This window comes from Nostoc sp. UHCC 0302, assembly GCF_038096175.1.
Classification (GTDB): domain Bacteria; phylum Cyanobacteriota; class Cyanobacteriia; order Cyanobacteriales; family Nostocaceae; genus UHCC-0302.
On sequence record NZ_CP151099.1, the window covers coordinates 7,428,403 to 7,454,609 of the forward strand.

General features: G+C 40.9%; 24 protein-coding genes. 7 read left to right on the forward strand and 17 right to left on the reverse strand.

The window, feature by feature from the left end; genetic code table 11:
* Positions 1 to 301 precede the first annotated feature (301 nt).
* A complete protein-coding gene (locus tag WKK05_RS32140) occupies positions 302 to 496 on the reverse strand; it encodes a hypothetical protein (RefSeq protein ID WP_341527041.1) in 195 nt (64 codons plus the stop codon).
* Positions 497 to 693: 197 nt separating this feature from the next.
* On the opposite strand from WKK05_RS32140, the gene dhaK reads away from it, so the two are divergent.
* From dhaK to WKK05_RS32155, 3 genes are read left to right on the forward strand one after another with little or no spacing between them, the layout of a single operon-like run.
* On the forward strand, positions 694 to 1,767 hold the full coding sequence (gene dhaK / locus WKK05_RS32145) for a dihydroxyacetone kinase subunit DhaK (protein ID WP_341527042.1): 1,074 nt from the start codon (positions 694 to 696) through the stop codon (positions 1,765 to 1,767).
* 1 nt (position 1,768) lies between these two features.
* Positions 1,769 to 2,437: a dihydroxyacetone kinase subunit DhaL gene (gene dhaL, locus WKK05_RS32150; protein WP_341527043.1), complete on the forward strand. Its 669-nt coding sequence runs from the start codon at positions 1,769 to 1,771 to the stop codon at positions 2,435 to 2,437.
* Positions 2,430 to 2,858, forward strand: a complete 429-nt coding sequence (locus tag WKK05_RS32155) for a DUF202 domain-containing protein (RefSeq protein ID WP_341527044.1) — start codon at positions 2,430 to 2,432, stop codon at positions 2,856 to 2,858. Before dhaL ends, WKK05_RS32155 begins: the two co-directional genes overlap by 8 nt.
* Positions 2,859 to 3,149: 291 nt before the next feature.
* Here the strand turns inward: WKK05_RS32155 and WKK05_RS32160 are convergent, their stop codons facing one another.
* The 3 genes from WKK05_RS32160 to WKK05_RS32170 all read right to left on the reverse strand — a co-directional run bounded on the left by WKK05_RS32160 (position 3,150) and on the right by WKK05_RS32170 (position 5,721).
* Positions 3,150 to 3,302: a CopG family transcriptional regulator gene (locus WKK05_RS32160; RefSeq protein WP_341527045.1), complete on the reverse strand. Its 153-nt coding sequence runs from the start codon at positions 3,300 to 3,302 to the stop codon at positions 3,150 to 3,152.
* Positions 3,303 to 4,126: 824 nt separating this feature from the next.
* Positions 4,127 to 5,131 carry a GntR family transcriptional regulator gene (locus tag WKK05_RS32165; protein WP_341527046.1) on the reverse strand — a complete coding sequence of 335 codons (1,005 nt, stop codon included), beginning with the start codon at positions 5,129 to 5,131 and terminating at the stop codon, positions 4,127 to 4,129.
* 152 nt (positions 5,132 to 5,283) lie between these two features.
* Positions 5,284 to 5,721 carry a PAS-domain containing protein gene (locus tag WKK05_RS32170; protein WP_341527047.1) on the reverse strand — a complete coding sequence of 146 codons (438 nt, stop codon included), beginning with the start codon at positions 5,719 to 5,721 and terminating at the stop codon, positions 5,284 to 5,286.
* A 343-nt stretch (positions 5,722 to 6,064) separates the two neighbouring features.
* Here WKK05_RS32170 and WKK05_RS32175 point away from each other — a divergent pair, with 343 nt between their 5' ends.
* The 3 genes from WKK05_RS32175 (at position 6,065) to WKK05_RS32185 (ending at position 10,118) form a co-directional block, all read left to right on the forward strand.
* Positions 6,065 to 6,811, forward strand: coding sequence for a hypothetical protein (locus WKK05_RS32175; RefSeq protein WP_341527048.1), 747 nt, complete (start codon positions 6,065 to 6,067; stop codon positions 6,809 to 6,811).
* 425 nt (positions 6,812 to 7,236) lie between these two features.
* Positions 7,237 to 9,570: a WD40 repeat domain-containing protein gene (locus WKK05_RS32180; RefSeq protein ID WP_341527049.1), complete on the forward strand. Its 2,334-nt coding sequence runs from the start codon at positions 7,237 to 7,239 to the stop codon at positions 9,568 to 9,570.
* Between the two features lie 323 nt (positions 9,571 to 9,893).
* Positions 9,894 to 10,118, forward strand: a complete 225-nt coding sequence (locus WKK05_RS32185) for a hypothetical protein (RefSeq protein ID WP_341527050.1) — start codon at positions 9,894 to 9,896, stop codon at positions 10,116 to 10,118.
* A gap of 90 nt (positions 10,119 to 10,208) precedes the next feature.
* Here the strand turns inward: WKK05_RS32185 and WKK05_RS32190 are convergent, their stop codons facing one another.
* A complete protein-coding gene (locus WKK05_RS32190; RefSeq protein WP_341527051.1) occupies positions 10,209 to 10,916 on the reverse strand; it encodes a Crp/Fnr family transcriptional regulator in 708 nt (235 codons plus the stop codon).
* A 452-nt stretch (positions 10,917 to 11,368) separates the two neighbouring features.
* On the opposite strand from WKK05_RS32190, the gene WKK05_RS32195 reads away from it, so the two are divergent.
* A complete protein-coding gene (locus tag WKK05_RS32195; protein ID WP_341527052.1) occupies positions 11,369 to 14,830 on the forward strand; it encodes a PAS domain-containing protein in 3,462 nt (1,153 codons plus the stop codon).
* On the opposite strand, the gene WKK05_RS32200 is transcribed toward WKK05_RS32195, so the two are convergent.
* From WKK05_RS32200 to WKK05_RS32255, 12 genes are all read right to left on the reverse strand, one after another.
* Positions 14,827 to 15,093 carry a type II toxin-antitoxin system YafQ family toxin gene (locus tag WKK05_RS32200; protein WP_341527053.1) on the reverse strand — a complete coding sequence of 89 codons (267 nt, stop codon included), beginning with the start codon at positions 15,091 to 15,093 and terminating at the stop codon, positions 14,827 to 14,829. The two genes, WKK05_RS32195 and WKK05_RS32200, sit on opposite strands and share 4 nt — an antisense overlap.
* A 2-nt stretch (positions 15,094 to 15,095) precedes the next feature.
* Complete coding sequence (locus WKK05_RS32205; RefSeq protein ID WP_341527054.1) at positions 15,096 to 15,302, reverse strand: hypothetical protein; 207 nt, start codon at positions 15,300 to 15,302, stop codon at positions 15,096 to 15,098.
* Positions 15,303 to 15,630: 328 nt separating this feature from the next.
* A complete protein-coding gene (locus tag WKK05_RS32210; RefSeq protein ID WP_341527055.1) occupies positions 15,631 to 16,194 on the reverse strand; it encodes a Uma2 family endonuclease in 564 nt (187 codons plus the stop codon).
* Positions 16,195 to 16,318: 124 nt separating this feature from the next.
* Positions 16,319 to 17,035 (reverse strand): chromophore lyase CpcT/CpeT, encoded by a 717-nt coding sequence (locus WKK05_RS32215; protein WP_341527056.1) that lies wholly within the window; start codon positions 17,033 to 17,035, stop codon positions 16,319 to 16,321.
* Positions 17,036 to 17,248: 213 nt separating this feature from the next.
* Positions 17,249 to 19,756 carry a phosphoenolpyruvate--protein phosphotransferase gene (gene ptsP / locus WKK05_RS32220; protein ID WP_341527057.1) on the reverse strand — a complete coding sequence of 836 codons (2,508 nt, stop codon included), beginning with the start codon at positions 19,754 to 19,756 and terminating at the stop codon, positions 17,249 to 17,251.
* A gap of 323 nt (positions 19,757 to 20,079) precedes the next feature.
* The gene (locus WKK05_RS32225) at positions 20,080 to 20,469 is read right to left on the reverse strand and encodes a hypothetical protein (protein WP_341527058.1); all 390 of its coding nucleotides are present in this window, start codon (positions 20,467 to 20,469) and stop codon (positions 20,080 to 20,082) included.
* Between the two features lie 163 nt (positions 20,470 to 20,632).
* The gene (locus WKK05_RS32230) at positions 20,633 to 22,111 is read right to left on the reverse strand and encodes a CoA-acylating methylmalonate-semialdehyde dehydrogenase (protein ID WP_341527059.1); all 1,479 of its coding nucleotides are present in this window, start codon (positions 22,109 to 22,111) and stop codon (positions 20,633 to 20,635) included.
* A 33-nt stretch (positions 22,112 to 22,144) separates the two neighbouring features.
* On the reverse strand, positions 22,145 to 22,393 hold the full coding sequence (locus WKK05_RS32235; protein WP_341527060.1) for a hypothetical protein: 249 nt from the start codon (positions 22,391 to 22,393) through the stop codon (positions 22,145 to 22,147).
* A 359-nt stretch (positions 22,394 to 22,752) separates the two neighbouring features.
* Positions 22,753 to 23,220 carry a DUF4189 domain-containing protein gene (locus tag WKK05_RS32240; RefSeq protein ID WP_341527061.1) on the reverse strand — a complete coding sequence of 156 codons (468 nt, stop codon included), beginning with the start codon at positions 23,218 to 23,220 and terminating at the stop codon, positions 22,753 to 22,755.
* Positions 23,221 to 23,277: 57 nt separating this feature from the next.
* On the reverse strand, positions 23,278 to 23,958 hold the full coding sequence (gene plsY, locus WKK05_RS32245) for a glycerol-3-phosphate 1-O-acyltransferase PlsY (RefSeq protein ID WP_341527062.1): 681 nt from the start codon (positions 23,956 to 23,958) through the stop codon (positions 23,278 to 23,280).
* A gap of 103 nt (positions 23,959 to 24,061) precedes the next feature.
* Entirely contained in the window at positions 24,062 to 25,357 is a 1,296-nt protein-coding gene (locus tag WKK05_RS32250; protein WP_341527063.1) for a DUF3086 domain-containing protein, read from the reverse strand.
* Between the two features lie 265 nt (positions 25,358 to 25,622).
* Positions 25,623 to 26,039, reverse strand: a complete 417-nt coding sequence (locus tag WKK05_RS32255) for a DUF3119 family protein (protein WP_341527064.1) — start codon at positions 26,037 to 26,039, stop codon at positions 25,623 to 25,625.
* Positions 26,040 to 26,207 lie beyond the last annotated feature (168 nt).

The following is a 26,207-nucleotide window of genomic DNA, read 5'->3' on the forward strand; positions in this document are numbered from 1 at the left end:
CCCTCTCCGACCCAAAGAGGGGCATAAATATTCTTAGTTTTCAACGAAAGTGCAGGGTTTCAAAGCCTCTCTCCCTATGGGGGCTACGGTGTACACACAAGTCAGATTACCCCCCTTAATCCCCCCTTATAAAGGGGGGAAACAAGAAAATCTAGTTCCCTCCCCTTTCCAAGGGGAGGGTTAGGGTGGGGTAAAACCAACGCTTAAACCCAGAGAAGTGAACTGTTTCCAACTTGTGTGTATACCGTAGGCTTGTGGTGAAAAGGTTTGGAGAGGGGTTTTTAAATCCGTCGAACCCACGTTAATATAGCAGTCCTACATTATTCGTGAAAAACAAAACCCCTGACTTATTAAGTAAGTCGGGGGTTTCTGGCATTGTAATGTTGGTTACCAACATCGTAATGTTAGTCATCAACATCGTAATGTTGGTCACCAATGTCGTAATGTTGGTCACCAATATCGTAATGTTGGTCATCAACATCGTAATGTTGGTCACCAATGTCGTAATGTTGGTCACCAATATCGTAATGTTGGTCATCAACATCGTAATGTTCGTACAGATTTTATGTAGAGACGCGCCATGCCAATTATCTGATCCTCAGCATATTGTCTTATATTCCCTGACGGCGAGTTTCAAAAGTAGCAATAGTCCTTTATCTTGGTTTTAGCACCCTCTAAACCCAGGCATAGACTATGAAAAAGCTGATCAACAAGCCGGAAGACTTTGTACGCGAAAGTCTAGAAGGTATGGCGGCAGCTCATTCTGATTTAATTAAGGTAAATTATGAGCCTGCCTTTGTCTATCGAACTGATGCACCTATACCGGGCAAAGTAGCAATTATTTCTGGTGGTGGCAGCGGACATGAACCGATGCACGCTGGCTTTGTAGGTAAAGGAATGCTAGATGCTGCTTGTCCAGGTGAGGTTTTCACTTCACCTACCCCTGATCAAATGCTCGAAGCAGCCAAGCAGGTAGATGGTGGTGGAGGTATCCTTTATATTGTCAAGAATTATAGCGGCGATATCATGAACTTTGAGATGGCAACGGAGTTAGCCCGTGGTGAGGGCATCCGAGTGCTAAATATTTTGATTGATGACGATGTGGCAGTCAGAGATAGTCTTTTTACCCAAGGACGCCGCGGTGTGGGAACAACTGTACTGGCAGAAAAAATTTGTGGCGCAGCAGCAGATCAAGGGTATGATTTGCAACAATTAGCAGATTTGTGCCGCCGAGTAAATTTAAATGGGCGGAGTATGGGAATAGCTCTGAGTTCTTGTACAGTGCCAGCTAAAGGAACACCAACATTTGAATTAGGCGATCGCGAAATTGAATTAGGTATCGGTATTCACGGTGAGCCAGGAATAGAACGCACAAGCATAAAATCGGTAGATGAAATTACTGAGATTTTGACACGCTCCATAATTGAGGATATTTCTTACAGCCGCAGTGTGCGCGAGTGGGATGAAAACAGAGGAGAATGGGTAGATGTGGAACTAATCAATTCACCATTTACAAAAGGCGATCGCTTGTTAGCTTTTGTTAACAGTATGGGTGGAACTCCGCTTTCTGAGTTGTATCTTGTCTACCGCAAACTGGCGCAAATCTGCGAACAGCAAGGACTGCAAATTGTGCGAAACTTGATTGGGCCGTATATTACATCTCTAGAAATGCAAGGTTGCTCGATTACCCTGTTAAAGTTAGATGATGAAATCATCCGACTATGGGACGCACCAGTAAAAACACCGAGTTGGCGCTGGGGAATTTAATATGGTGAATCAAGCGCAGATATTACAGTGGTTACAGTCTTTTGCTGCCGAAATAGAGCAAAATAAAGAATATTTGACTCAATTAGATGCTGCGATCGGTGATGCTGACCACGGGATCAATATGGAGCGTGGCTTTAAAAAGGTGAGTAGTCAGTTACCAAGTGTTGCAGACAAAGACATCAGCAGCATTTTGAAAGCAGTGAGCATGACTTTGATTTCTTCAGTGGGTGGTGCAAGTGGGCCTTTATATGGCACTTGGTTTTTGCGAGCAAGTACAGCTGTAGCTGGTAAGCAAGAATTGACTGAGCAAGATGTGCTAGAGCTATTGCAAGCTGGGTTAGATGGTATACTTGGGCGTGGCAAAGCCCAACTCGGAGATAAGACAATGGTGGATGTATTATCTCCGGCGGTAGTGGCTTTTAGGCAGGCTATTAATGAAGGTAAAAAGACCGTAGAAGCCTTACAGCAATCAGTTGCAGCGGCTGAACAGGGGTTGCAAGAAACTATCCCAATGCTAGCCAAGAAGGGACGAGCTAGCTATCTGGGGGAGCGGAGTATAGGACATCAAGATCCTGGGGGAACTTCTGCTTATTTGATGTTGCAGAGTTTGTTGGCAGTTCTATTATTAGATGCTGAAGGGAACTCAGTGAGAGAAAATACTCATGAGTAAGCTGCCAAAAATTGACCGTCAAAGAGAGCATCAAGCGAACGAACGTACTTTTCTAGCTTGGTTACGTACTTCTATCGCATTGATTGGTTTTGGTTTTGCGATCGCGCGATTTGGGTTATTTCTTCGCCAGTTGGATACTACTATTACTCAACAACAACTCTCAGTACATCCATTCTTTAACTCAGAAAATTTAGGTCTAGCTTTGGTGATTTTTGGAATTCTGGTAATTGCTTTAGCAGCGTGGCGATATAATCAAGTTTTCTGGCAAATTGAACGAAGCGATTATCAACCGAATCGGTCAATGGTTTGGCTGATGACCGGAATAGTAATCATGCTGGGAGTTTTTTGCATTCCTTTACTCTTATGGCCTAACAAAGTGCCTACTCGGTATCCGGTTCCAACTCGACCAAAAACTTTTTAATAGACTTCTAAGACAAATCTGAATAAGTGGTTATGTTGCAAAAGCTGTTGTGGATAAAAAAAGAGCTTGTTGGCTGAGATCAGTATATTTAACCATGCGATCGCCCAAAGGGCAGCGGCAAAGCTAATCACGCAAATATAACCTGAACACAGGTTAGAAATGACACCAACGCCATGTCTAGGATTATTTACGGTTCATTGACAGTGGTTTTAAAGCTACTGACACTATAGCCTTCAGCTCTTTTCTCAGACTAACGCGTGTTTTTAGAACACAACAGAGTATTATTTGTTACTAATTCTCTTGATCATCAGGCAGCTTCCGAATCAAATCACGAATCACATCTGTCTTTGCTCTCCCTGTCTGGTTACAGTACATTTCAAGTCTCTTGACTTCATCTAACGCCAAGTTGAGGCTAATTTGCTTGACAGTCAATTTCTTACTCATATCTCACCAACTAAATGTAATACTCGCCTTTGTACTTACAACTCTCTTAATTGTTTGGTATCTAAGTTTACTTGAAAATCATTTTTTCAAACATCGCACTTACTTACCTTAATTAGTCTTTTATCAGCATACTGCTTTACTGGTAAATTAAACCTACACACCTAGTATTTTAATGTTAAAAGTTTGGGGTTGTAAATTCGCATTTAAAACCCGATTAGGTATGATAATTGAACAGTTAGGACATTAATGTGAATAAGTTTATGCTAGATATCAATTTTTTTGATGCATCATCATGTAATCTGGCATCATAGATTTAACCTTAATCAGTTAATGCTGACTATCAATTTTATTGATGGTTATAGTGAAATCTAGAATGACATCTTTAAAAAGTTGGTATAGCAATCATTAGTGCTAGCCTTGTTAAGGAGCGAAATAATTCTTTTGCAAAATCCTAAAAATACTCAAAATCCATCACTTCTAATCGTTCATATCGGTCGAAATTTTGTTTATTCTCAGCCAGTGAGATATTGAAAATAGGTATGACTAAAGACAACAAAAATACAACAGAAATAATGCCTTAAGAATCTTGCTATATAAAAGCATGGATTCATCAGACAAGTTATTAGTCTATATATGAGTTTTAGTTTATTCAAAAATACCAAATAAATCTTGAAATTATATAATGATAAAATTAATTCGTAAAATTTAGCTTGATAACTTTATATAATATATAAACGATATATTTCAATTATTTAAATAATCTGTAACTAAGAGTCTACAGGCTTTACTAAATTTTAAAACATTTTTAATGTACAACTTACATCTCACTTATTTTTACCAGAAATAGTTGATTTAGCCAACTGAATTGCAGCTAATCGAGCCTTTAAAACTGACATATTGGTTTCATCAAGACTAAAATTAAAAATCATAATCTCTGATGGTTGCGAACTCTTCTTACGTACATAGTCCTCAACAATTCTTGAAGCACAAATTGCATCAGCTTGCTCTAAAATTTGGGGACTTTGCTGAAGGTAATTTAAACTTAAGGGTTTAAAGTTTATGTGGGAAATTCCAGATTGTTGTAGCATCTGCTTCATTTCTTCACAAGTAGCTTCTTCTTCACAAATAAGCAGCATCAAAGCGTTACGAGGTAAAGACGAAATATGTGCCAATAGTTGCAAATCTGGTTTGAGTTTAACAGCAATTACTTCTTGTTCAGGAGTAGTTAACCTAGTTATATCCCATTGATGTTGTGCCGTTGTAATTACTAAGTCAGCAGTTAACAGTTCTTTTAAAGCTTTCGATTGCTGAGTTTTTAAATCTTCTGAACACAGAGATACCAAAGGAAGTTTTATTTCTGATTGAATAGCTTCGTATACACCTGTACTATTTTGCAGATATTCTATAAATACTAACTTTAAAGGAGCAGAAGATTGATGATGTAATAACGCTGCTCGTGCATAGGCAGCTGCACCAAATTCCGATGGAGATAATCCTGTTAGCGCCGCAGCATTAAAGGCTTGACCTAACAAATTGTAAAATTCTTTGTGGATAATAATATTCTGTACAACTTTAGTGTCAGCAACAAATGTTCCTTTACCTCGTTGGGCTACCAGATAATCAGATTCAATCAAGTAGTTATAGACTGCCGCAACAGTGTTGTGATTTACTTTTAAATGTTTAGCTAATTGAGTAACAGTCGGTAAAGTATCTCCTGGTTGCAACTCTCCTACAGCAATTAGTAATTTAATTTGTTCAGCAATTTGAGCGTTAATTGTTATTGGCGCTTGAGTATCTACGAAAAGAGGAAAAAAGATTTTATTAGGCATTCCCATAATGTTTTGGCAACAGTAACTACGAATAATTTATTCAAATCGCATTACTTACCCCTCAATCATTATTAGACGTAATCCATAATAAAACTTGATGACACACAAGTAAAGAAAATAAATTATTAAAATACTAAGAGTCTCTCTACAAATTATGTGAGATAGCCATAATAAGTATGAGACGCAGGAAAAAGTAAAATTTTTTGACTCGCATCTGTAAAAGGTTTCAACTGACGCCGCTCTGTTATTTCGCGGAATTTCCAAATCCTGCCTACACATTCATCTTTTAAATATTGAGGTAGCGAACAGCGTTCAAACATTCGTCCATCCTTTAATGTAAAAGTGTCATAAGCCTCCAAATCAGTTTGCATATAAATCTCTTTTATTCTCTCAATAAATAATTCGGAATCCTCAACCAAGCTCGAAGCCAACTCTAAAGCTTGAACCTCATCTTGGGAAACGATAACCTGTTGCGGGAAGCTCCACATCTCTATAAACTTTCGATTCAAACTCACCATTCTTCTGCTACTATCTACTACAAGAATGCCAGCATTAGCTTGAATCCTACGCTGACTCAAGAGACGTATCATGCATTCTATCCTTGATTTACTTGATTTATCGGTTAACGTATTTTTATAATATAATACAATGCATTGTATTATTTACAATAAGGCTGTTGATTAAATATAAAGACTAATTAATCGTAAGATAAAGCTAACTCATTCTACAATCGCAAGAAGATTGAGGATTAAGTAAAACCATGAGTATGTTGATTACGGGATGAGTAAAAGGTGTTGAAGAAGCAGGGAACAAAGCTACTGACAAATTCGTTGATCAAGTTTTTAGAGTAGCTACATAACCTGAACCCCACTCAAGCGTATCTTTATTTCTATAAGTGGTTTAACAAAACAACCAAATAATCGGGTGCTAACAATGAAAGAAGTCCTGGCATTAATAAAAAAAAAGAAGCAAGAATATAGCAAAACGCCATTTATGGAGTTTATGCGAGATAAGAGTATAGACCCAAAGCAAAGGCTAGCTTGGGCTCCTGCCTTTGCCACTTTTGCAATGAGTTTTAAAGATTTTAACAGAGTTGTACTACGTAGAGAGCCAGCAACTAATAAAATCCAAGAAATGATTAACCAGCACACTTATGAAGATGGACGACACTGGTTATGGTTTATACAAGATTTAAAATTAATGGGATATGACTACTCCATAAATTTTACTGATACACTGAAATTCCTCTGGAGTGAAGAAACACTGCACGTACGCACTCTGGCTAATAATCTTATTGCCATGTGTACTTTTGAAGAGGATATTCTGATGAAATTGGTAGTAATTGAGTCGATAGAAGCAACGGGAAGTGTTGCTCTATATGAAATTGCACAAGTAGGCAACGAACTCCAACAAGTTACTAACCAGAATTACGTATATTTTGGTGAATCTCACTATGCTAAGGAGACAGGTCACATTCAGGCTCAAATGGATAATGTAGAAAATTTTATTAAAGACATAGAACTGACGGAAGCACAAAGGGAAAAAGCTTTTGTTTTAGTAGAGAAAGTATTTGCAGATTTTACAGCAGCAACTAATGAAATGGCGGAGTTTGCTAAAAAGCATCCTTATGATAGACCATTTACAGCAGGTAATATCAAGCCACTAACAATGTCTGCATAAATGAACGTCTCAGCTTTAAGTCCATGTAACCCTCAAAGCCATTTAGGCAATCCAGGCTTTCTATTGTTCGTTTAAAATCAGTTCTTTTGGTCAACAGATTGTAATAACTATAATTTGCAAGATATTTAGTATCTCTCTTTGAGAGAGATACTAAATATCTTTTAGCTACCCGCTCGCAAACATATGGGTAGCTTATAAAATAATTTATACACGTTATAACTAACATTATACTCGCAGGCTGAATCGCCGACTGGTAAAACGTTTCTTGGTGCGAGATTTGTATCCATAAGAAGGCAGCGCGATCGCCTGTACAATATTCTTAGCAATTTTATGTCACTTTTAAGAGCTTTCAATTGAGTAAAGTGCAGATAGCACAGCTGTGCTACCCTACACGTGTATGTTATTCAGGAGCCAAGAATCTCCTTATGGAGCAAGGGTTAAGATTATTATTTTACTTAGTGCTAGAGTTTGCACCTGTGATTGTATCTTTTATTGAAAAAAGAACAGAAGAAAGTTCAGCTATAACTAAATACCAAGTACCTCAAGTAATTCAAGAAGTCATTACAATAGTAAATAATTCCACTGATAAAAACAGTTCTCTAGCCGAATTTGAACAAGAAAAACTCCGGCAACAGCAATTAGTAGTTTCCCAACATGAAACACAACTAAAAATATCAGAGCAAGAGAGAGAAACAGCACTCAAGATCCCAGAAGTTTATAAAATTCTTGATAGTTGGCCTTTAAGATTATACCCTTCACAAATTTTAGATTCTGGCAGTAGTAATAAACGCACCCCTCTCAAAATTTTTCTTGCTCCTTTGCAAGTAAAGTTTGACAAGTTTGCTCAGGAAAATCACACAATTTCAGAAATAGAGCCAATGTTGGCTGAAGGTTTACGAAAGTTACTCAATCAGCATTATTCTCTTCATAGTCCAATCAGACCAACTGAATTTTTAGCAGGAGCTTGGGATAGTAAACGTTTTCATAGTGAATCCAGTATAAAGGCTCTGTTTGGCCTATTGAAAACAGAGCCTATTTTAATTTTAGAATCAGAAAGTGATGGAGATTATATTAATTTTCGGATTGGTTACTGGGGATTAGGACAAGGTAATTATTACTATAAAACCATCGCTCGATTATCTTATAAAGAAATTCTGGAAGAATCTGCTAAAAGTCGTGCATTAGAGTGGAAAAAAATTAGAGACGAACTACTAGCACTGGGGGAAAACTTAGAAGAAATTAATCATCTTGGTAAAGAAAATATAGTCAATCTCAGAATTTTAGAAAAAGCAGAAAAATGGAAAGCTCAAGGAATTGATGTTAGTAAATTATCTTTAAAGTATGAAATTAATCATCAAGATTTTGAAAAACTTTGCGATGTTTTAATTAATTGCCATTTTCTGGTTGCTGCTTGGGTAGCAGATGTTTATCACTTGGTTCACCATGATGTGCCTCCCTTATTGCCAAAGTTACTACCCAATTTGCTCAAAAATGCTCTTGATTTACAATCAGTTCAAGTAATAGCCACAGGTTATAAACAAGTTTACCAAGCTTTAGAAACAGAACGACGTTACTGGGTTCCAGAGTTAGCTTTGCAATTAGCAATCAGCTTATCTCATTTACCAGATCCTTCTTGGGCAAAAGAACAGCTTGATTACTCTATCAATACATGGTTACAACTACGCCAAGTGTCACCACAGCAATATAGTAATTCCCTAGAGGCAATGCAAGCAGCTGTCAGGATAGAAGATGAGGAATATTTCCAAAAGTTAAAAGACTACTTTACAGCAGTAAGCGATCGCCAAAGTATTCTCTGTGTTGATAAACTATTGGATGCGATCGCTAAGTTAAAACACAAATCCACGTTAGAATCTGCCAAAATTACTCACACCATAACTGGACATTCTCAAACAGTGACAGCTGTTGCTATTAGTTGTGATGGAGATATTTTAGTTAGTGGCTGTGCTGATAAAGCTATTAACGTCTGGAATCTTAACACAGGTAAACTACTCCGCACTCTCACAGAAAATCAGGGAGAAGTTTCATCCTTAGCTATTAATCCTGAAGGCAATTTACTTGCTGTTGGTAGCAGCGAACACCCTAAAAGTAATGTCAAAGTCTGGCATTTAAAAACAGGTAAACTACTCCACACACTCTTGGGGCATCAAAAACCAGTGAACGTTGTGGCAATTAGTCCAGATGGGCAGATTCTTGCTAGTGGTAGTAATAAAATTAAAATCTGGAATTTGCATAAAGGCGATCGCATTTGTACCCTTTGGCATTCATCCGCTGTTCATGCCGTAGCGATTAGTCTTGATGCGACAATCTTAGCCAGTGGCAGTTCTGACAACAAAATCAGGCTATGGAACCCGCGCACAGGCGATCCGTTAAGCACACTCAACGGTCACGAGGGTGAGGTAAAATCAATTGCTATAAGTCCTGATGGACAAATTTTGTTTAGCGCTAGTGCTGACACAACCATCAAAATTTGGCATCTAATTAAAGGTAAAATCCTGCGTACTTTGACTGGACACTCAGAGGAAGTGAAATCATTAGCTGTGAGTGCTGATGGACAAACCCTGTTTAGCGGTAGTGCTGATAAAACCATCAAAATCTGGCGTATTTCCACAGGGGAATTATTACAAACTCTCACTGGACATTCAGGAACCATAAATTCTATTGCTCTGAGTCCAGATGGTAAATTTCTTGCTAGTGGAAGTGCTGATAAAACTATCAAAATCTGGCAGATAGTTTTATAGTATTAGACTTCCCAATATTATACAGCAGATTGCAAGTTAGTGAAGTACAAAAATACCCCTCCCTAACCCTCTCCTTGGAAAAGGGAGGGAACTAGATTGGCAATTTCCTCCCAATACATCGGGGGGATTAAGGAGGGTAAAAGATGTACTCTATTTAGATACAAAACGCTGTAAAACTCCATTAACTCTTGCTCTAGTGGCATAAGGCTCAAAGCTATCTGTTTGAGGCAGTATTTATTCAGGATTGAACCGAAATATGCACCTCAAGACAAATGTACGAAACTGTACAGATTTTTGAGATCCGTTTTCGCTCAAATTGATGTATGAAACGTATAAAAAGATGCCTAAAGGTGACTTATAGTTCAGAGCAACATCACAAATGGGAAGAGCAACATCGCGAATGGGAAAAGCAACGTCACGAACGGGAAGAGCAACATCGCGAATGGGAAAAGCAACGTCACGAATGGAAAGAGCAACGTCGCGAATGGGAAGAGCAATGTCGCCAATGGAAAGAGCAACGTCGCAAACGGGGTCATTGCGATTTTTGATATTAATTGGGTTTTAACCACATCAGACGGCTGTTTCGACACCCACCCGCTCAGCAGAAGGTGAGATGGGCATAAGATAGGCTTTATCCGTTATCTCTCAAGCTTAAATCTTAGTAAGCGATCATATTCCTCTTTGATTACCTGATAACACTCGCAGGAAATCTTTTCCAGCCCCTGCGGATCAATGGTTTTGATTTTCTTTCGACCGCAATGGATAATACCTTTCTCTTGTAAGTGATTAGCAGTCTCAGTGATACCAGCGCGGCGCACGCCCAGCATATGGGAGAGGAACTCATGCGACAGAAACAGTTCATCTGAGCCGAGGCGATCGCTCGATTCGAGCAGCCAGCGGGCCATGCGTTGTTCTATAGTATGAAGGCGGTTGCAGGCAACGTTTTGGGAGATTTGCGCGATATAAGCCTGCGTGTATTTCAGCAGCACGTCCCGCAACAATTTATTGGTGTCGAACTCGTCGAGCAGCAAACGTGCTTTCATTTTCACCGCTCTGCCCGGAACCTGGACGATGTATTCAGTCTGTGTCGTCTCGCGACCGCCCATGAAGGCGTTAATCCCCACCATCTCGTGGCTTCCCACCACTCCAGCTTCAACCGTCATGCCATCCATCATCGTAACAGTGACCGAGATTAGGCAGGTGAGAGGGAAGTAAACTTCCTCAATGATTTCGCCGGGTAGGTTGAGTATCTCGCCGTATAAAAGCTCGATCTGCTCCATATTATTTTTGAGCTGCTTGTACACATCGGGGGGCAAAGCGGCAAGCAGAAGGTTTTCAGTAATCATATGAGGTAGTAGCAACTAAAGTTGCTATCAAGTGCAAACTCAACTGTATAGTTGAGTTTGATTTTTCAAAAAGTGCCTAGTTTTATTCAGTAGTCATGGTGAATATAAGAAGCTTTACTATATAAATGCGACATTCGCTAAGATCGTACTTTACTTCTAGCACTCAATGTTATGTCATGGCAGGAGGTTACATTTAGATAACTAGTCAATAGATTTAAATAAATGTAAAATCCGAAACTAAGAAATCCTCTGACTAAGCGACTTTCCCCGCTGCACCCTGCCTTTCAAGAATCTACTTGCCAAATTTTTGACTACTACAAAGTGCATAGTGGTAGTATTCAAGTCACTAGCGTTGTTGACTAGGGAACTCGCTTCACGATATCGCTTCTTGAACAATTAGTGTAAGCGATCGCCCATTAAGTCAAATAGGCAAGAGGTCAAACTAAATCACAATGCGCTCCTGGTTACATAGCACATTTTTATCTAGCCTTCGCACTCGCCTAGTACTTCTTGTCCTCCTAGCGGTTGTTCCAGCACTGGGACTAATTCTTTACACCGCTTCAGAACAACGACGTACCGCAACAGCAGAGGCTGAGGAAAATACGCTACGGCTTGTCAGATTGGCAGCTAACAACCAGAGGCAGATTTTTGAGGGAACCCGCCAACTTCTCACAATATTGGCGCAGATTCCGATTGTTCATAAGCGCAACTTACCAGAGTGCGATCAATTACTTGCCGATCTCTTAACGCAGCAACCTATCTACACCAACTTTACTGTACTTGATACTCAAGGGAAAGGAATTTGCAGTGCCATTCCCTACTCAGCCTCAGTGAATGTCGCAGACCGCGCCTATTTTCAACGTGCCTTGCAGACTCGCAAATTTACAGTTGGTGACTATCAGATTGGGCGCGTCAGCAAGAAAGCAACGGTTAATTTTGCTTACCCTGTGCTAAATAAGACAGGACAAGTTGAAAGTGTGATCACTGCTGCTCTTGATTTGACTCAGTTGAATCAGTTAGCGGCTCAAGTGAAATTGCCAGAAGGTTCAGTCTTGAGTGTTGTTGATCACAAAGGAATTCTCCTAGTCCGCTATCCCTATCCGCAAAATTGGGTAGGAAAATCTTTGCCAAAAAACGCTTTTAACCGCATGAAAGATGCTCATGGGGAAGGTGTGTACAGGGTAAAGAGCCTAGATGGTATGCAGCGGATCTTTGGCTTTATCCCACTAGGTGATGATCCTTTAAACCCTGATGCTTACATTAGGGTTGGTACGCCTTTATCTACTGTCTTTGCTAAAGCGAATTGGTTGTTAGCCCGTAATTTGATTGGATTGGGAATTGTTAGTATCTTGGCGTTAATTGCTGCTTGGATAGGTGGAGATATTTTCTTAGTAGCTCAAATTAAATCTCTTGTACGGACAGCGCAACAGCTTGGTAAAGGTGAACTGAACACACGCAGCAAAATTGACTACAAATCGGGAGAAATTGGTCAACTGGCTCGTGCTATCGACGAGATGGCAGAAGCACTCGAAACGCGAGAGATGGCGATCGCTTCTCTTGACAAAGACCTAAAAACACTGTTTGAGCTAGTTCCTATCGGAATTCTGATTGCTCAAGACCCAAAATTTACCCAAGTTAAAGCTAACCCAGCGTTTGCCAAAATTTTGGGTATTTCATTAGAAGCCAACATTTCCTACACTCCAGTTGATGCGCCTCCTCCGTCTTACAAGCTGTTACGGGATGGTAAGGAACTCGCACCTGAAGAATTTCCGTTGCGCTATTCGGCTATTCACAAAACAGAAGTCAAAGGCACAGAGGTTGATATAGTCCGAGGCGATAATACTGTATTCAATTTGTTTGGTTATGCTGCTCCTTTACTTGATGAGCAAGGTAACGTTAGAGGTTCAGTTGCGGCGTTTTTAGATATTACTGAACGTAAGCAAGCAGAAGCACACACTCGTGAGTTGCTCAGCCAAATTCAAAACCAAGCAAATGTATTGCAAACAATTCTTTCTGCCTCCGTTGATCATATTTATATCTTTGATCTGGCAGGACGCTATCAATATGTTAGTCGTGGTGGCGCTACTGTTATGGGCTTGCAACCAGAGGATTTTGTCGGGAAAACTTGGCAAGAACTCAATTTTTCCGCGGAACTTGTAGAAACAATGCATCAACTGGATGCTCATCGAACAGCAGTGATGGCAACTGGTCAACCCATGACGGTTGAAGCAAAGTATACAACATCTGACCAGATATACTACTATGAATACATTCTCGCACCGCTGCAAACTTCAACGCAGACAATAAAAGGTGTGATTGCCGTCTCCCGCGATATTACTGAGCGTAAACAGACAGAAGAGATTTTGCGTGCTAGTGAAGAACGTTTTCAAGCTTTCATGGCTCATAGTCCCGCTTCCGCCTGGATTTCAGATGCAGATGGACGAATTATTTACCTCAGTCCAACTTATTTTCGGACATTTCAGCTTCCCACTGGCGGCTTAATTGGGAAAACAGTGTTTGAGTTGTATGATGCCGAAATTGCCGAGCAATTTTTGGAAAACATGAGGACAGTTGCTAAAACTAATCAAGTCTTAGAGACGATTGAAGTTGCACCTCGTCTTGATGGCACAACAGGCGATTTTCTAGTATACAAATTCCCCATTGCTAATTGTTCTGGACAACCTTTGATTGGAGGGGTGGCAATTGATATAACTGAACGCAGACGAGTAGAAGAAGAACGAGAAGAATTACTGCTTCGCGAACAAGCTGCACGAGAAGCAGCAGAAACAGCCAACCGAATTAAAGATGAATTTCTTGCAGTCTTGTCTCACGAACTGCGGACTCCGCTAAATCCGATTCTCGGCTGGACAAGTCTACTGCGAAATGGCAAGCTGAATGACCATCAAAAAGCGATCGCATTAGAAACAATCGAGCGCAATGCCAGATTACAAACTCAACTCATCGGCGATTTACTAGATATTTCCCGCATCCTGCAAGGCAAATTAACACTCAATATTACTCCAGTTAATTTAGCTGCAACAATTGCAGCAGCCAAAGAGACGGTACGTCTGGCGGCTGAAGCAAAATCAATTGAAATTTATACAGATTTTGCTCCTGATATCAAGACTTTTATGGGTGATTCCAGTCGGTTACAACAGGTGGTATGGAACTTGCTCACCAATGCCGTGAAATTTACTCCTGTAGGCGGCAAGGTGAATGTAAAACTAGAAACTGTGGGTAGTTATGCTCAGATTCAGGTGATAGATACAGGTAAAGGAATTGATGCCGAGTTCTTACCTTACGTGTTTGATACATTCCGACAAGCAGATAGCGCGACAACACGGAAATTTGGCGGTTTAGGATTGGGATTGGCGATCGTCCGTCACATTGTGGAAATGCATGGTGGTACTGTGTTTGCAGATAGTGGCGGTGAAGGACAGGGAGCAACGTTTACTGTAGAGTTACCGCTGATGATTTCAACGCCAGAGGTAAATGAAAACGCAACTCAACCAGGAAAAACTTTAGATTTGAGTGGACTACGTGTTTTGGTGGTAGATGATGAACAAGATACACGTGAGTTAATGGTTTTCATCATCCAGCAGTCTGGTGCTAACGTGACAGCAGTGGCATCAGCAAGTGAGGCTTTAGAAGTTTTAAAACAGCCTCAGTTCGATGTTTTAGTATCTGATATTGCCATGCCAGAGATAGATGGGTATATGTTGATACGTCAGGTGAGAACTTGGTCACCAGAGCAAGGCGGACAAATTCCGGCGATCGCACTTACCGCCTATGCTGGTGAGATTAACGAACAACAAGCACTTTTGGCAGGGTTTCAAAAGCATTTATCCAAACCAGTAGAGCCAGATGAACTTGTGAAGGCGATCGCTAATTTGGTTATTAATAATCTTTGTTAGTACACCTCATCATGACTACCAATATCAACAAACACAGCATTTCCCTCCTCAGTGAAGTAAAATAACACTCTTGCGTCATAATCTACACTGAAACTCCATAATTCCTTGAGTTTGCCTGACAATTTGTGAGTTTTCAAGCTCTGTTCAAATGGGTCTGTTTTAAACTGCTCCACCCTTTGCCAGAACTTTGCTTCTATATCTACATTTCCCTTAATTCGTTTTTTGAAAGCACGTCTGAATGAGGAACTGAAACTGATTTCCACCTTCACTCTTCTATGAGTTGTCTCAGTTCTTCAATATTAGAGGAGAACTTTAGTTTGCGACTTTGTTCTTCTACTTGTGCTGTTTTAAAATTCTCATATATTTCTTCTCGACGTTCTTCCCGTAGATACTGTTTTAGTAGCAATTGAATTTCTTGCTTTTCTTCAATTGAAAGACTTTTTATTGCTTCGACTACATCACTAAAGCTCATAGCCTAAAACATATTTTATTACTTACCTGACCAATCTAACATGAATTATTGATCATCATAATCACACTACTATTAATTAGTATCAAACATAGCTATGTCTGATATACATGGGTATATGTCAATACTTGACTTGAAGAATAATTCAGAAGCGATGCCCTGAGTTTCGACTACTTCGGCTACTTCGACTACGCTCAGCACAAGTGCGCCCTTCCCTACGGGACGCTACGCGGAGCGTCCCGCTCTTAAGTGTCGAAGCTTCAATTCTGTTAGCGTAGCGGGGCGCAGCCCATTCTGGCGACTGACGCCTTTATTCTAAATTATGCTGTAATTAAGCTTTCATCTTTAACCAGTCAAATACTTGTTCGACTGTCAGCTTTAGTTCAATTCCATCTAATGAAGTCAAATCATCTATTCCTTGACGTAGTTCTGGTTGTTGTTTTGGTTGAAAGATTATAATTGAGCGATCGTTTGGGTCAATCAACCATCCAAGTTGACAACCAAACTTGAGGCAGTGCAAGATTTTGCCAGTAACTCGGTTAGAACTTTGATCTGGAGACAAAATTTCAATTATCCAGTCAGGAGAAATTAATACATCATCTATAGGTTCGCCATTTTCGTCAAACTCAATGTGTTCCCAACGGAGAATTGTCACATCTGGAACAATTGACCGATCGCCAAAAGTACAACGCAATTCTGGAAAAGCATAGGCAATTTGCCTCTCTTCTGCAACTGTGTTAATTGTATAGATCAATTTACTCTGAAGTATAGAATGGCGGGCTTTCGGCATTGGCTTTTGAATAATCGCACCATCGATATACTCACTCGCAGGCTTTGTTTCTGGTAAATTGAGAAACTCCTCCAATGCAATTGATGAAGGTTTTACTACAGTCATGATGTTTAATACAATCAACTGCCTGCATTCAGTTTATCAACAATTTAGTTGCTCATCATAATGTGTTCGCTAAAAGTACTTATAGCAGCTTGAATATAAGCTGAACCAACAGATAAATTGTTGTTCAAACTTCATCTTTACATTTATAAGGCTTTGCTATTGCCACAGAAATGCTAAACGCTAGCAGCCCTAAAGCTAAAGATGGTTCTGGGACAGAGCTAATTTTATCAAACTTAATTGGCGTATTAACTACTAAGTTTCCCTTGTTATCAAAGATTTTATCTACTGAATCAATACCACCATCAAAAATAGTTAGCGTGGATATCACCTTGCCTCCGGTACTTGTTGGGCAACCATCAACAGAAGCGTTTTTCCCCGTATAACGTCGGCTTGATTCTAACGTAAATACAAGATTGCAACTCCCTGGAATTAGATTACTACTATCGATAGCTCTCTGTTGTTCAGGTTTATTGCATAATCCACTCAAAATATTGGGATTGACAAAACTTTGAATACTGGCATCAACTGTAGAATTTCCCTGAGTAAAAGTATAAAAACGTATACGCTCAAAACCTGAGCTTTTTTGTTCTAGATAAACGTACTGCGTTGCATCACTTTTGGTAGTACCGGGAGCTTGTACGTTACAAGTAGATATAGTAATTGGTGGAACAAGAGGATTACTTGCTACTTGTTGAGAATTATCAAAAAAACCAGTAAATAATTGCACCAGTTCGTTAGTTTGTGCTGTTAACGACGCAGTAACGGCAGCCGCACGACTTGCTTGGGCAAACGCTAGCGTGGAAAATAAAACCGTAAAAGTATATGTTTTGAATTTATTCATGATTTACTTTTAAACCGTTTGAGCTTTGCACTACTTGTTATTAAAGTTTCACATGAACCTAATCCCAGTGCTGCAATAGTTGGTAGAAAAATTTCACAATTCTGCAATTACAAATCTTTCGTAGTAGTGTTTAAGCGCAATTCCTTGCCTGATTGAAGCTTCGGCTACGCTCAGTGTTGAATCTGTCGTCATACTTTAGATAAACGGTATTATTTATCTATTATCTCGGTTGGACAAGACTAGCTTTCTTACCTGCTCTGCGGAATCTTGTTGCAATGCGGCTAAAGCGATCGCTTCAGCCTCACTTACACTTAAATGATTAATCGCCTGCTTAATTACAGCTACAGCTTGAGGATTCACACTCAACTCATCCAAGCCCAAACCCAGTAAAATTGGTGTGGCTAAAAGGTCTGCTGCTAATTCACCACATAATCCTACCCAAATCCCAGCTGCATGAGCTGCTTGCACAGTTTGCTGTATCATCCGCAATACTGCTGGATGCAGTGCATCAACTAAAGTTGACACCCGTGGGTTAGTGCGATCGCCTGCCATGACATACTGGCTTAAGTCGTTTGTACCAATACTAAAAAAGTCCACTTCCGTAGCTAATTGATCAGCGATTGTGACTGCTGAGGGAACTTCTACCATAATTCCTAGTTTCATCTCTGCATCGAAGGGGATACCAGCTTGCTGAAGTTCAGCCTGCACTTCTAAGAGAATTGTTTTAGCTGCACGTACTTCTGTAACAGTGGCAATCATCGGTAATATCAGCTTAATCTGGTGTCCAACACTGGCTCGCAAAATTGCCCGCAACTGAGTTTTAAACAAATCTGGATGATCTAAACAAAAACGAATTCCTCGCCAGCCTAAGAAAGGGTTAGCTTCTGGTTCTGCTACTCTCAGATAAGGCAGTGGCTTGTCGCCGCCGACATCTAGAGTCCGAATCATCAGCGGACGGGTATCGAGAACTTGTGCGATCGCCTGGTAAACTGCTAGTTGTTCCTCTTCTGTTGGAGCGTTGGCTCTATTTAAATACAAGAACTCAGTGCGAAGTAGTCCTACACCTTCTGCACCGCTATCTACAGCAGCTTGAGCATCAGCAACGCTACCAATATTTGCGAAGACATTGACTTGCCGTCCATCGGTGGTAATTGCTGGTTCGTGCGCTGTGGCGCGTGCTTCTTGTTGAGCAGTTTGCCACGCTTGTCGTTTCGCCTCTAGCGCACCCAGAGTATCCAGTTCTGGCTCTACCCATGCCTTGCCACTCTCACCATCAAGCGCCATCAGCGTCCCATCTGCTAGATGTAACACCTCTGCATCTACCCCCAAGACGGCGGGAATACCTAATGTCCGGGCGATAATTGCACTGTGGGAAGTTGCACTACCAGAAGTAGTACAAATTCCTAAAACCTTTGTCGGGTCTAATCCAGCGGTATCAGAGGGAGTCAAATCACTCGCCACCACAATTGCTGGTTCGGTGAGATGCAAGCTTGTAAGGGAATGTCCAGTTAATAATCGCAATACCCTTTGCCCAACATCCATCACATCATCAACTCGCTCTTGTAAGTAAGAATCTTCTAGTGTGTGGTAGGAACTCGCCACTTGATCAACTACGGCTTGCCAAGCTGCTTCAGCATTCAAGTGGTGTTCTAAAATGTGCTGATGAGCCGCTTCTATTAGTACTGGGTCTTCTAAAAATAGTAGATGAGCATCGAAGATGGCAGCCTCAGCATCACCAATTTGAATAGATGCTTGTGAAAACAATGCTTGAATTCCCTGTCGAGCAGTGTGAATTGCTGTCTGTAAACGTTGCCACTCTGCTTCAGGATTATCTACGTGGTATTGCGTAATCGAAATGGGAGCTGGCTGATAATGGACAACGGGAGCGATCGCCACTCCTGGAGAAGCTGCAATTCCTGAAAGTTCGCCTTGAGTTGGTGGGATAACTTCGTGGTGAGCTGCTGGTGGAGAATTAGAAGCAGTATGATCTTCACCAAAGTTAGCTGTGAATAATACTTGCAATGCTGCTAGCGCCTGCTCTGCATCAGTGCCAGTTGCAGTAATTAGGAGTTCGTGACCTTGACGTACTCCTAAAGTTGCTAATTGGTTAATACTGTCACCCCGAACCAACTGAGTATTTCTAGATAAATTCTGCACATAGATTTGCGATTGAAATCGAGCCGCAGTACCGACAAACAAAGCTGCGGGACGGGCGTGTAATCCTAAGCGATTGCTTACAATCAACCGGATTTCTTGTATTGGTGATTGTGCATTGGTGATCGGTAGACTAACGAATGCTGGAGGATTGGTGTCTATACCCAATTGAGTTGCTTTTGCTACCAATGCTCCCCGTGCTTGGGCGATGACTTGATGAATATTCTGACCAGCTGCGGCTGCGACAACAGCGGCGATCGCGCCTTCTACTAAAGGTGCTTCACACAGATATACTTTTTCTCGGTGTTCTTCTGGCAGAAACTCTAGTGCCATTTCTGCGCTCATCAAAGCACTACCGAGATCCATTAAAACCAAGATGCCATCATCAGCGAAAACAGAAGCGATCGCTTCATAAACCTTGATGGGATCTGTACCCAATGGGTTGTCTGCATCTTCAATACCTGCGGCGATCGCCAGGGGGACTCTGCCCTGAACCATTTGTGCCGCAAGTTCTTGCACACCCAAAGCTAATTGTTTACTATGAGAAACTATGACAATTCCGACCACTGCAACACCGTCAACTTTGTTGAAAGGCTTGTGCTTAGCCAGTTATCTATTTCATTTTTTATTCCGCACCACCAAAAATAACACCTATCTTGATGGCAATGACAATTTTCGGAAAATCTTTCGGTTTTCTTAACTCTACTAATAATACCAATTCTCCAAAACAAGTACTTCATTAGACCTATCGCATAAATATTTCTTTGTCTCACGCATACCGCCAAGGGCGGAACTCGCAGAGTAGGCGAAGAGACGCAGAGACGAGCGCTAAAAGAACCACTTTTGCAACAAGTCTATTGAAAACCCGACTATAAAGACTAGCAGACCAATTAAAATCTAATTCCTACTTGTCCGTTGAACCCTCGCACCGAATTGTAACCAGCACCAACGAAAACGTTATTGCTAGCGCCTACCTGAACACCACCTGAAACTGCAACTCCTTTATCTTCAGAATAATATCCAAGTCCGACATAAGGTGAAATGACGGGTAAACTGATAAATTTCAGAACATCTACACCTGTTGAACCATCAGGGCCATTTCCTAACTCAACCCCGAAATTCAAAGCCCTAACTCCTACTGCATAGGTGATGTCTCCATCTTGTTCACCGACTGAAACCCAAGGCTGCGGTACAAGTTGAGCTGATGCTTGATTAGGAGCAAATAAAGTTAATAAACTTATGGATGCAATAAGGGTTTTGACAATAACTGTTTGTTTCACGTTGTTCTCCTACGCTTTGCCATATTTTTATAGTTTTGTCAGAATTACTGCTAGTTTAAGCACTGCTGTTAACCTGAGTTTTCTGGTTATGGCTAATCGAGACGGATTAAACCTTATCCAAGTGCCTGGTAAGCGAGATAATGATTTTGAGTTGAGTATTTATTCAAAATTGCCGCGACCACTCACTGGGCCAGCGTTCAACAATTACTTTAGTTTGAGTAAAAAACTCTACTGCGTGATTACTTTGCCCGTGTAAGTCACCAAAAAAGCTTTCTTTCCAACCGCTAAAGGGAAAAAACGCCATTGGTGCAGCAACACCGATGTTAATGCCGATATTACCAGCTTCTGCTTCGTAGCGGAACTTACGAGCTGCTGCACCGCTACTAGTAAATAAGCAAGCCATGTTACCGTATTGACCACTGTTGATTAAAGCGATCGCATCATCAATACTATCCAAATGAATTAAACTCAACACTGGGCCAAAAATTTCTGTACGAGCGATTTCACCAGCCGGCTCGACATTTTGTAAAATCGTTGGTCGGATAAAGTTACCCTTTTCATAATCGGTAATATTTGGATTTCTTCCATCAATCAACAAGTTTGCGCCTTCATCCACCCCTTTTTGAATTAATCCCTCAATCCGTGCTTTGCTCTCAGTAGTGATTACAGGCCCCATTTCCACACTTTGGTCTAAACCATTCCCGACGATGCGATTTTTCGCAGTTTGGGCGATCGCTTCTGTAAATGTCTGCCGTGCTGTACCCACTGTGACGGCAATTGAGGCGGCTAAACAACGTTGTCCCGCACATCCAAAAGCGCTGTCAGCAGCAATCCGGGTTGTCATTTCTATATCTGCATCTGGCAAAACAATAATCGGATTTTTTGCACCGCCTTGACATTGCATCCGCTTACCATTTGCTGCCCCTCGACTATATATATATTTAGCTACTGGTGTGGAACCAACAAAGCTAATTGCTCGAATTTGGGGATGATCTAAAATTGCATCTACCGCTGCTTTCGCACCGTTGACTAAGTTAATTACTCCTTGAGGTAAACCTATTTTTTCTAATAGTTGGAAGATTTTTTGCATTGTCAACGGCACTTTTTCGGAAGGCTTGACAATGTAAGTATTACCGCAAGCGATCGCATATGGCAAAAACCAAAACGGAATCATCCCCGGAAAGTTAAAAGGACAAATCACCGCCGCCACTCCCAACGGTTGGCGGATCATCATTTCATCAATGCCCTTTGCGACATCTTCCAGGTTAGTTCCCTGCATCATCATCGGGATACCACAGGCAACTTCCACATTTTCGATAGCGCGACGCATCTCACCCTTAGACTCAGCTAACGTCTTACCACATTCGAGGGTAATTGTGCGAGCTAAATCCTCAAAATGTTCATCCAGCAAGTTTTTCAGCTTAAATAAATACTGAACGCGTTCTGTAGGTGGCGTACGCCGCCAAGTAACAAAAGCTGCTGCGGCAGCAACGGCGGCTTGATTTACTTCAGATGCTGGTGATAATGGAACTTGAGCCAGTAACTCTGCGGTAGCTGGGTTAATTACATCTAAGTATTCTGTAGCGCTAGATGCACACCACTGACCATTGATATAGTTGGGTAAAGTTGGGATTGCGTTCATGAGGGCAATATTAGAGTAAATGCAGCACTGTAACTATATTAGTTGGTCAGAATTGATTGGGAATTCTACTTCTTCTTGCTCTCGCTGCAATATATGAGCAACCTTATTTTCAATTGTGGAGAGTTTCCTAAGAATAGTAGGGCGATCGCCATCAAGAGAAGCTAATTTATTGGCTATTCCTTCTTGTACATTTGTCAATCGCTCTACTACATTCTGGAGTTGTATCATTCCTTCTCGAAGTTCCTGCCGTTCCTGTCTAGCTTCAGCCATTTCATCTAACATAGCCTGGGCTATTCTAGCGTTACTTTCAATAAGTTGTTTTAATTCTTTATCACTAATAATTTAACTTATCTAACTCAACACCTAATTAAGTAAGTGGGTACAATTATTTAGAAGACGCATTTCGACTTCGCTCAATGCTCGTTAGCCTGATTAGAAGAGGGTTGAGCGCAGTCAAAACCCGGCAATTTAAAGTTAGGTTTAATTTAGCCTTCTACTTACTTTCATCTATCAAGTAGTTATTCTAGTTTAATAGTAATCCCTTTAATTCCATAAAACAAAAAGAGAGAATGCAATCGCATTCTCTCTTAGTGCAATTAATATTGATTTATAGTTCTTTTGATTGACAGCAAATCTGAGAATTACTCATTAGCTGGAACTAATACCGTTCCATGATCAATTACCTGATATCTAGCTTCTTTAGTAAAAATCACTCGACAATTTACACCGCCATATTTTTGGCAGGTTTGTAGAGCATACCGTCCTGCAAGAGACCTACCTCTGGCTGGGTGATTGGTATCATATCCCCAGCCTGCACCATAAGCACCATTAGAACCTACGGCTAAGGCTCCCCAAGCATTTTTAAACCATAAAGGAACTGAACAATCACTAGCCCTAGATTGTCTTTGGCAACTAGAAAGAGCGCCACGCTCAGCTTCTTTACGTGACAAACCAGTTGCTGAAGTGTAAACTCCTGTTGAGCTAGAATAAGCGATCGCTCCAAATAAATCTGGGGTAGATTCAGCTTGGGCAACTTGTGTAAACCCAGGCAAAACAGATAATAATGTAGCTGCTACTAATAAACCTTTTTGTAATGATTTTGCCAACATAACTCTTAATTGAACTCTAATAGAGAACTACAGATGTGTATGTAGGCATTTCGCAAATTATGCAGTTTGTTCTGGTTCTGTTACTAACTTTTCTCCAATTTTTGGTTCAGTTCCAGCAAGTAACCGTTCAATATTAGTACGATGGCGGAAAATTACATAAAATCCACCAGCAATACCAAACAAAATATAAGGCAATGGTTGATGTAAAACTAGCATCAATATAGGAACAGCGATCGCACCTGCAATTGAACTCAAAGAGACAATTCGCGATATTGCCACAACGACAGCAAATACACCTGCTGTTGCTAAACCTACCTGCCAACTCATTGCCAACAAAATCCCCAAGCTGGTAGCAACAGATTTACCGCCAGTAAAGCCTAAAAAAATAGATTTACTGTGTCCAAGGATGGCAGCTAATCCAGCTAAAATTACTAGCCACGATTGCCACAGTTTCACATCTACTGTCAGTGGGATAAAATTTTCACTAGCGGCAAAGTTGAACAACCAATAAACAAGAGCGATCGCTAATACTCCTTTTAAGGAATCAAGTACTAAAACGAATGCTCCTGGCCCTTTCCCTAAAGTTCTTAGCACATTAGTTGCGCCAGTGGAACCTGAACCAATTTCGCGAATATCAATACCCTTTAACTGCTTCACAGCGATATATCCAGTGGGAAAAGAACCCAACAGGTAAGCTATGACCACAATTGTGCTGCACAAAGTTAACCAAATAGCCATAATCAATTCAAAAAAATTAAGGGTCAAGAGTCAAGGGCCAAGAGTCAAGGGTCAAGAGTCAATACTTGGACTTTGGACTTTGGACTCTGGACTCTTGACTTAATTAAAAGTCATCATCATAATTTCTCATGATTTTGGGGTCAGGAGCAAAGGCTAGCCATAGAGGAAATTGCAGCAGTGACAGACTAATCTGCTCCTCCGAATCATCAATGATAATTAAGGGTAATTGATTCGCTTTGACTAATCGGTCTGCTTTTTGAGCCGCTGCTTCAGGTGTCTCAAATAATACTAATCCTCTGTCGGGGCCAAAATCTGGGCGACCAATTCCCAGGCAGTCTTGCAAGCCGCGCCGCCATTCACCCAAACGTTCTGGTGTATTGGCTAACACCAAAGTACGGACGCGATCGCCATACAATTTGTGTAAAATCGAAATCGCTGCTGAAGCAATCAAAATATTCTGTAAGCGGCTACCCATTGTCCGCAAAGCACCACGTCCCCCTTGATTGAAAAACCAGTTAGAAACTCTTTCAGCGTGGACTGGTTCAAAGGTACGGCGCAGTTGCCAAGCGGGGCCATAGTAATCTGGTTTATTACGATATTGGTCAATCAGACGACGAATTTGCTTTGTAGTATCTTGAAACTGCTGTTGGGCAAACTGTGGTATTCCTGGTTGAGTTTCAACTGGTTTAATTTCCGCCACAACTGGTTTTTCTCGTTCTGTGACAGTAGGTACAAGTTGCAACTGTTCTGCTGCTAGTGCCAAATCTTGTAAGCTACCCGTGAGATAGTCTTTAAAACCCTGTACGCGAATTGCCAAATCTTGGGAAGCTCCCGCAAAAGTTGTTCGCATCTCGTTGCGGATACGTTCTTGACGGCGTTCCAGTTGCTCTACAGAAATTTGCAGCGCTTGCTTGCGTTGTTCTAACTGTACCAGCGACTCTTGCACAAGCCGTCCCAATGTGGTTTGAGTTTCACTGATTTGTGCCTGAAGGGTTTGGTAGGAAGCTTGTAGTTTGGCTATTTCTTCTTTGAGGGCTGCTTCGGTACTGTGTAACTCTGCAAGTCGTTGTTCTGCTTCAGAGTACAGGAAATTATCTTGTGATTCTAATTCAGTTTCTGACTCTAAGGCAGCGGTTTCTGTTTCTAACTGTGCTACAAACTCGTCAGTTGACTCTTCTGTTGGCACAATTGTAGAATCTACCGATTCTGGCTTGGTGGAGATTGACTGCTCAAAAATTGTGTCATCTTGTTGTGTGTCAATTGATAAGCTCTTAGCTTCTGTTTCCAACACTGACTCAACAGGTAGGTTTTCTGAGTTTTCAACTGGATTGTTGTGTTCTTGTGTTTCTGCCAACCTCTCATCAATTGGTTTTGGGGTTTGGGATTCCTCTGGGTTCATAAACAAATAGTGTAATTCCTATTACGCGAATTAATAGCTTTCACAAATATTACAAGAGTGCTGAGTAGTTGCGCTCTAAGCTCAGCAACGCCAGTCGCCTCAACGGGGGTTACTCTCTGTTCGTCTTGGTCTTTGCTAGGAGCAGTTCAGCAACCCGCATAATGCAAGGAGCTAACGTTAACGGAGAAAGCCTCTGTTGGAAAGTTCCGAGCGGAGGCTTACTCCGCTCAGATTTTTCTTTGTCCAACGCAGTAGCTCCTCAGCACTAAATACGTGGGCAACGTTCTTCCAGACAAGCCTTCAAAGTTTTCGGGTCAAATAAAATCGGCAAAAAGTGAATGCTTTTAATTTCTTTAAAATAAAACAAGATGGGGATTCCATTCCAGAAGATACGCCAATTTTGCCATTCCTGGTAAGGAAAACGGCGAATTAATTTTTCGCCTCTGTAGATATCTAAGTCGGTAGCACTGAATTGCAAACGCAGTGTTAACGCTTGAAACATGAGAAACAAGCCAAACAGTGCAACAACGAAGCCTATCCAGGGTTGTACTATTAGCAGTGGAATGGCTAAAATCACCAGCACTATAGGTATGTTGTAACTGGGCTTAAGTTCCACGGTAGACGCGGAGTTAGGAGCAAAGGAACTGGTCACAGTCTTAGATCCTACTTTGTTATTAAACATCTCTCCTATTTTAGGATTTCAAGGGTTGGTCATTTGTTATTTGTCATTTGTCATTAGTTGAAGCTTAAGGTTAACCTTCTAAGGGTCAATGTTCACCTTTGGAACCTCGATTTTGAGCTTTTTAGCCTCAAATTTCATATTTCAAGAGATTTCCTTATTTCCCGCATC

Coding starts and splice junctions, on each gene's coding strand:
- dhaK (WP_341527042.1), top strand. CDS start 694: ATGAAAAAGCTGATCAACAAGCCGGAAGACTTTGTACGCGAAAGTCTA.
- dhaL (WP_341527043.1), top strand. CDS start 1,769: ATGGTGAATCAAGCGCAGATATTACAGTGGTTACAGTCTTTTGCTGCC.
- WKK05_RS32155 (WP_341527044.1), top strand. CDS start 2,430: ATGAGTAAGCTGCCAAAAATTGACCGTCAAAGAGAGCATCAAGCGAAC.
- WKK05_RS32160 (WP_341527045.1), bottom strand. CDS start 3,302: ATGAGTAAGAAATTGACTGTCAAGCAAATTAGCCTCAACTTGGCGTTA.
- WKK05_RS32165 (WP_341527046.1), bottom strand. CDS start 5,131: ATGCCTAATAAAATCTTTTTTCCTCTTTTCGTAGATACTCAAGCGCCA.
- WKK05_RS32170 (WP_341527047.1), bottom strand. CDS start 5,721: ATGATACGTCTCTTGAGTCAGCGTAGGATTCAAGCTAATGCTGGCATT.
- WKK05_RS32175 (WP_341527048.1), top strand. CDS start 6,065: ATGAAAGAAGTCCTGGCATTAATAAAAAAAAAGAAGCAAGAATATAGC.
- WKK05_RS32180 (WP_341527049.1), top strand. CDS start 7,237: ATGGAGCAAGGGTTAAGATTATTATTTTACTTAGTGCTAGAGTTTGCA.
- WKK05_RS32185 (WP_341527050.1), top strand. CDS start 9,894: ATGAAACGTATAAAAAGATGCCTAAAGGTGACTTATAGTTCAGAGCAA.
- WKK05_RS32190 (WP_341527051.1), bottom strand. CDS start 10,916: ATGATTACTGAAAACCTTCTGCTTGCCGCTTTGCCCCCCGATGTGTAC.
- WKK05_RS32195 (WP_341527052.1), top strand. CDS start 11,369: ATGCGCTCCTGGTTACATAGCACATTTTTATCTAGCCTTCGCACTCGC.
- WKK05_RS32205 (WP_341527054.1), bottom strand. CDS start 15,302: ATGAGCTTTAGTGATGTAGTCGAAGCAATAAAAAGTCTTTCAATTGAA.
- WKK05_RS32210 (WP_341527055.1), bottom strand. CDS start 16,194: ATGACTGTAGTAAAACCTTCATCAATTGCATTGGAGGAGTTTCTCAAT.
- WKK05_RS32215 (WP_341527056.1), bottom strand. CDS start 17,035: ATGAATAAATTCAAAACATATACTTTTACGGTTTTATTTTCCACGCTA.
- WKK05_RS32230 (WP_341527059.1), bottom strand. CDS start 22,111: ATGAACGCAATCCCAACTTTACCCAACTATATCAATGGTCAGTGGTGT.
- WKK05_RS32235 (WP_341527060.1), bottom strand. CDS start 22,393: ATGTTAGATGAAATGGCTGAAGCTAGACAGGAACGGCAGGAACTTCGA.
- WKK05_RS32240 (WP_341527061.1), bottom strand. CDS start 23,220: ATGTTGGCAAAATCATTACAAAAAGGTTTATTAGTAGCAGCTACATTA.
- plsY (WP_341527062.1), bottom strand. CDS start 23,958: ATGGCTATTTGGTTAACTTTGTGCAGCACAATTGTGGTCATAGCTTAC.
- WKK05_RS32250 (WP_341527063.1), bottom strand. CDS start 25,357: ATGAACCCAGAGGAATCCCAAACCCCAAAACCAATTGATGAGAGGTTG.
- WKK05_RS32255 (WP_341527064.1), bottom strand. CDS start 26,039: ATGTTTAATAACAAAGTAGGATCTAAGACTGTGACCAGTTCCTTTGCT.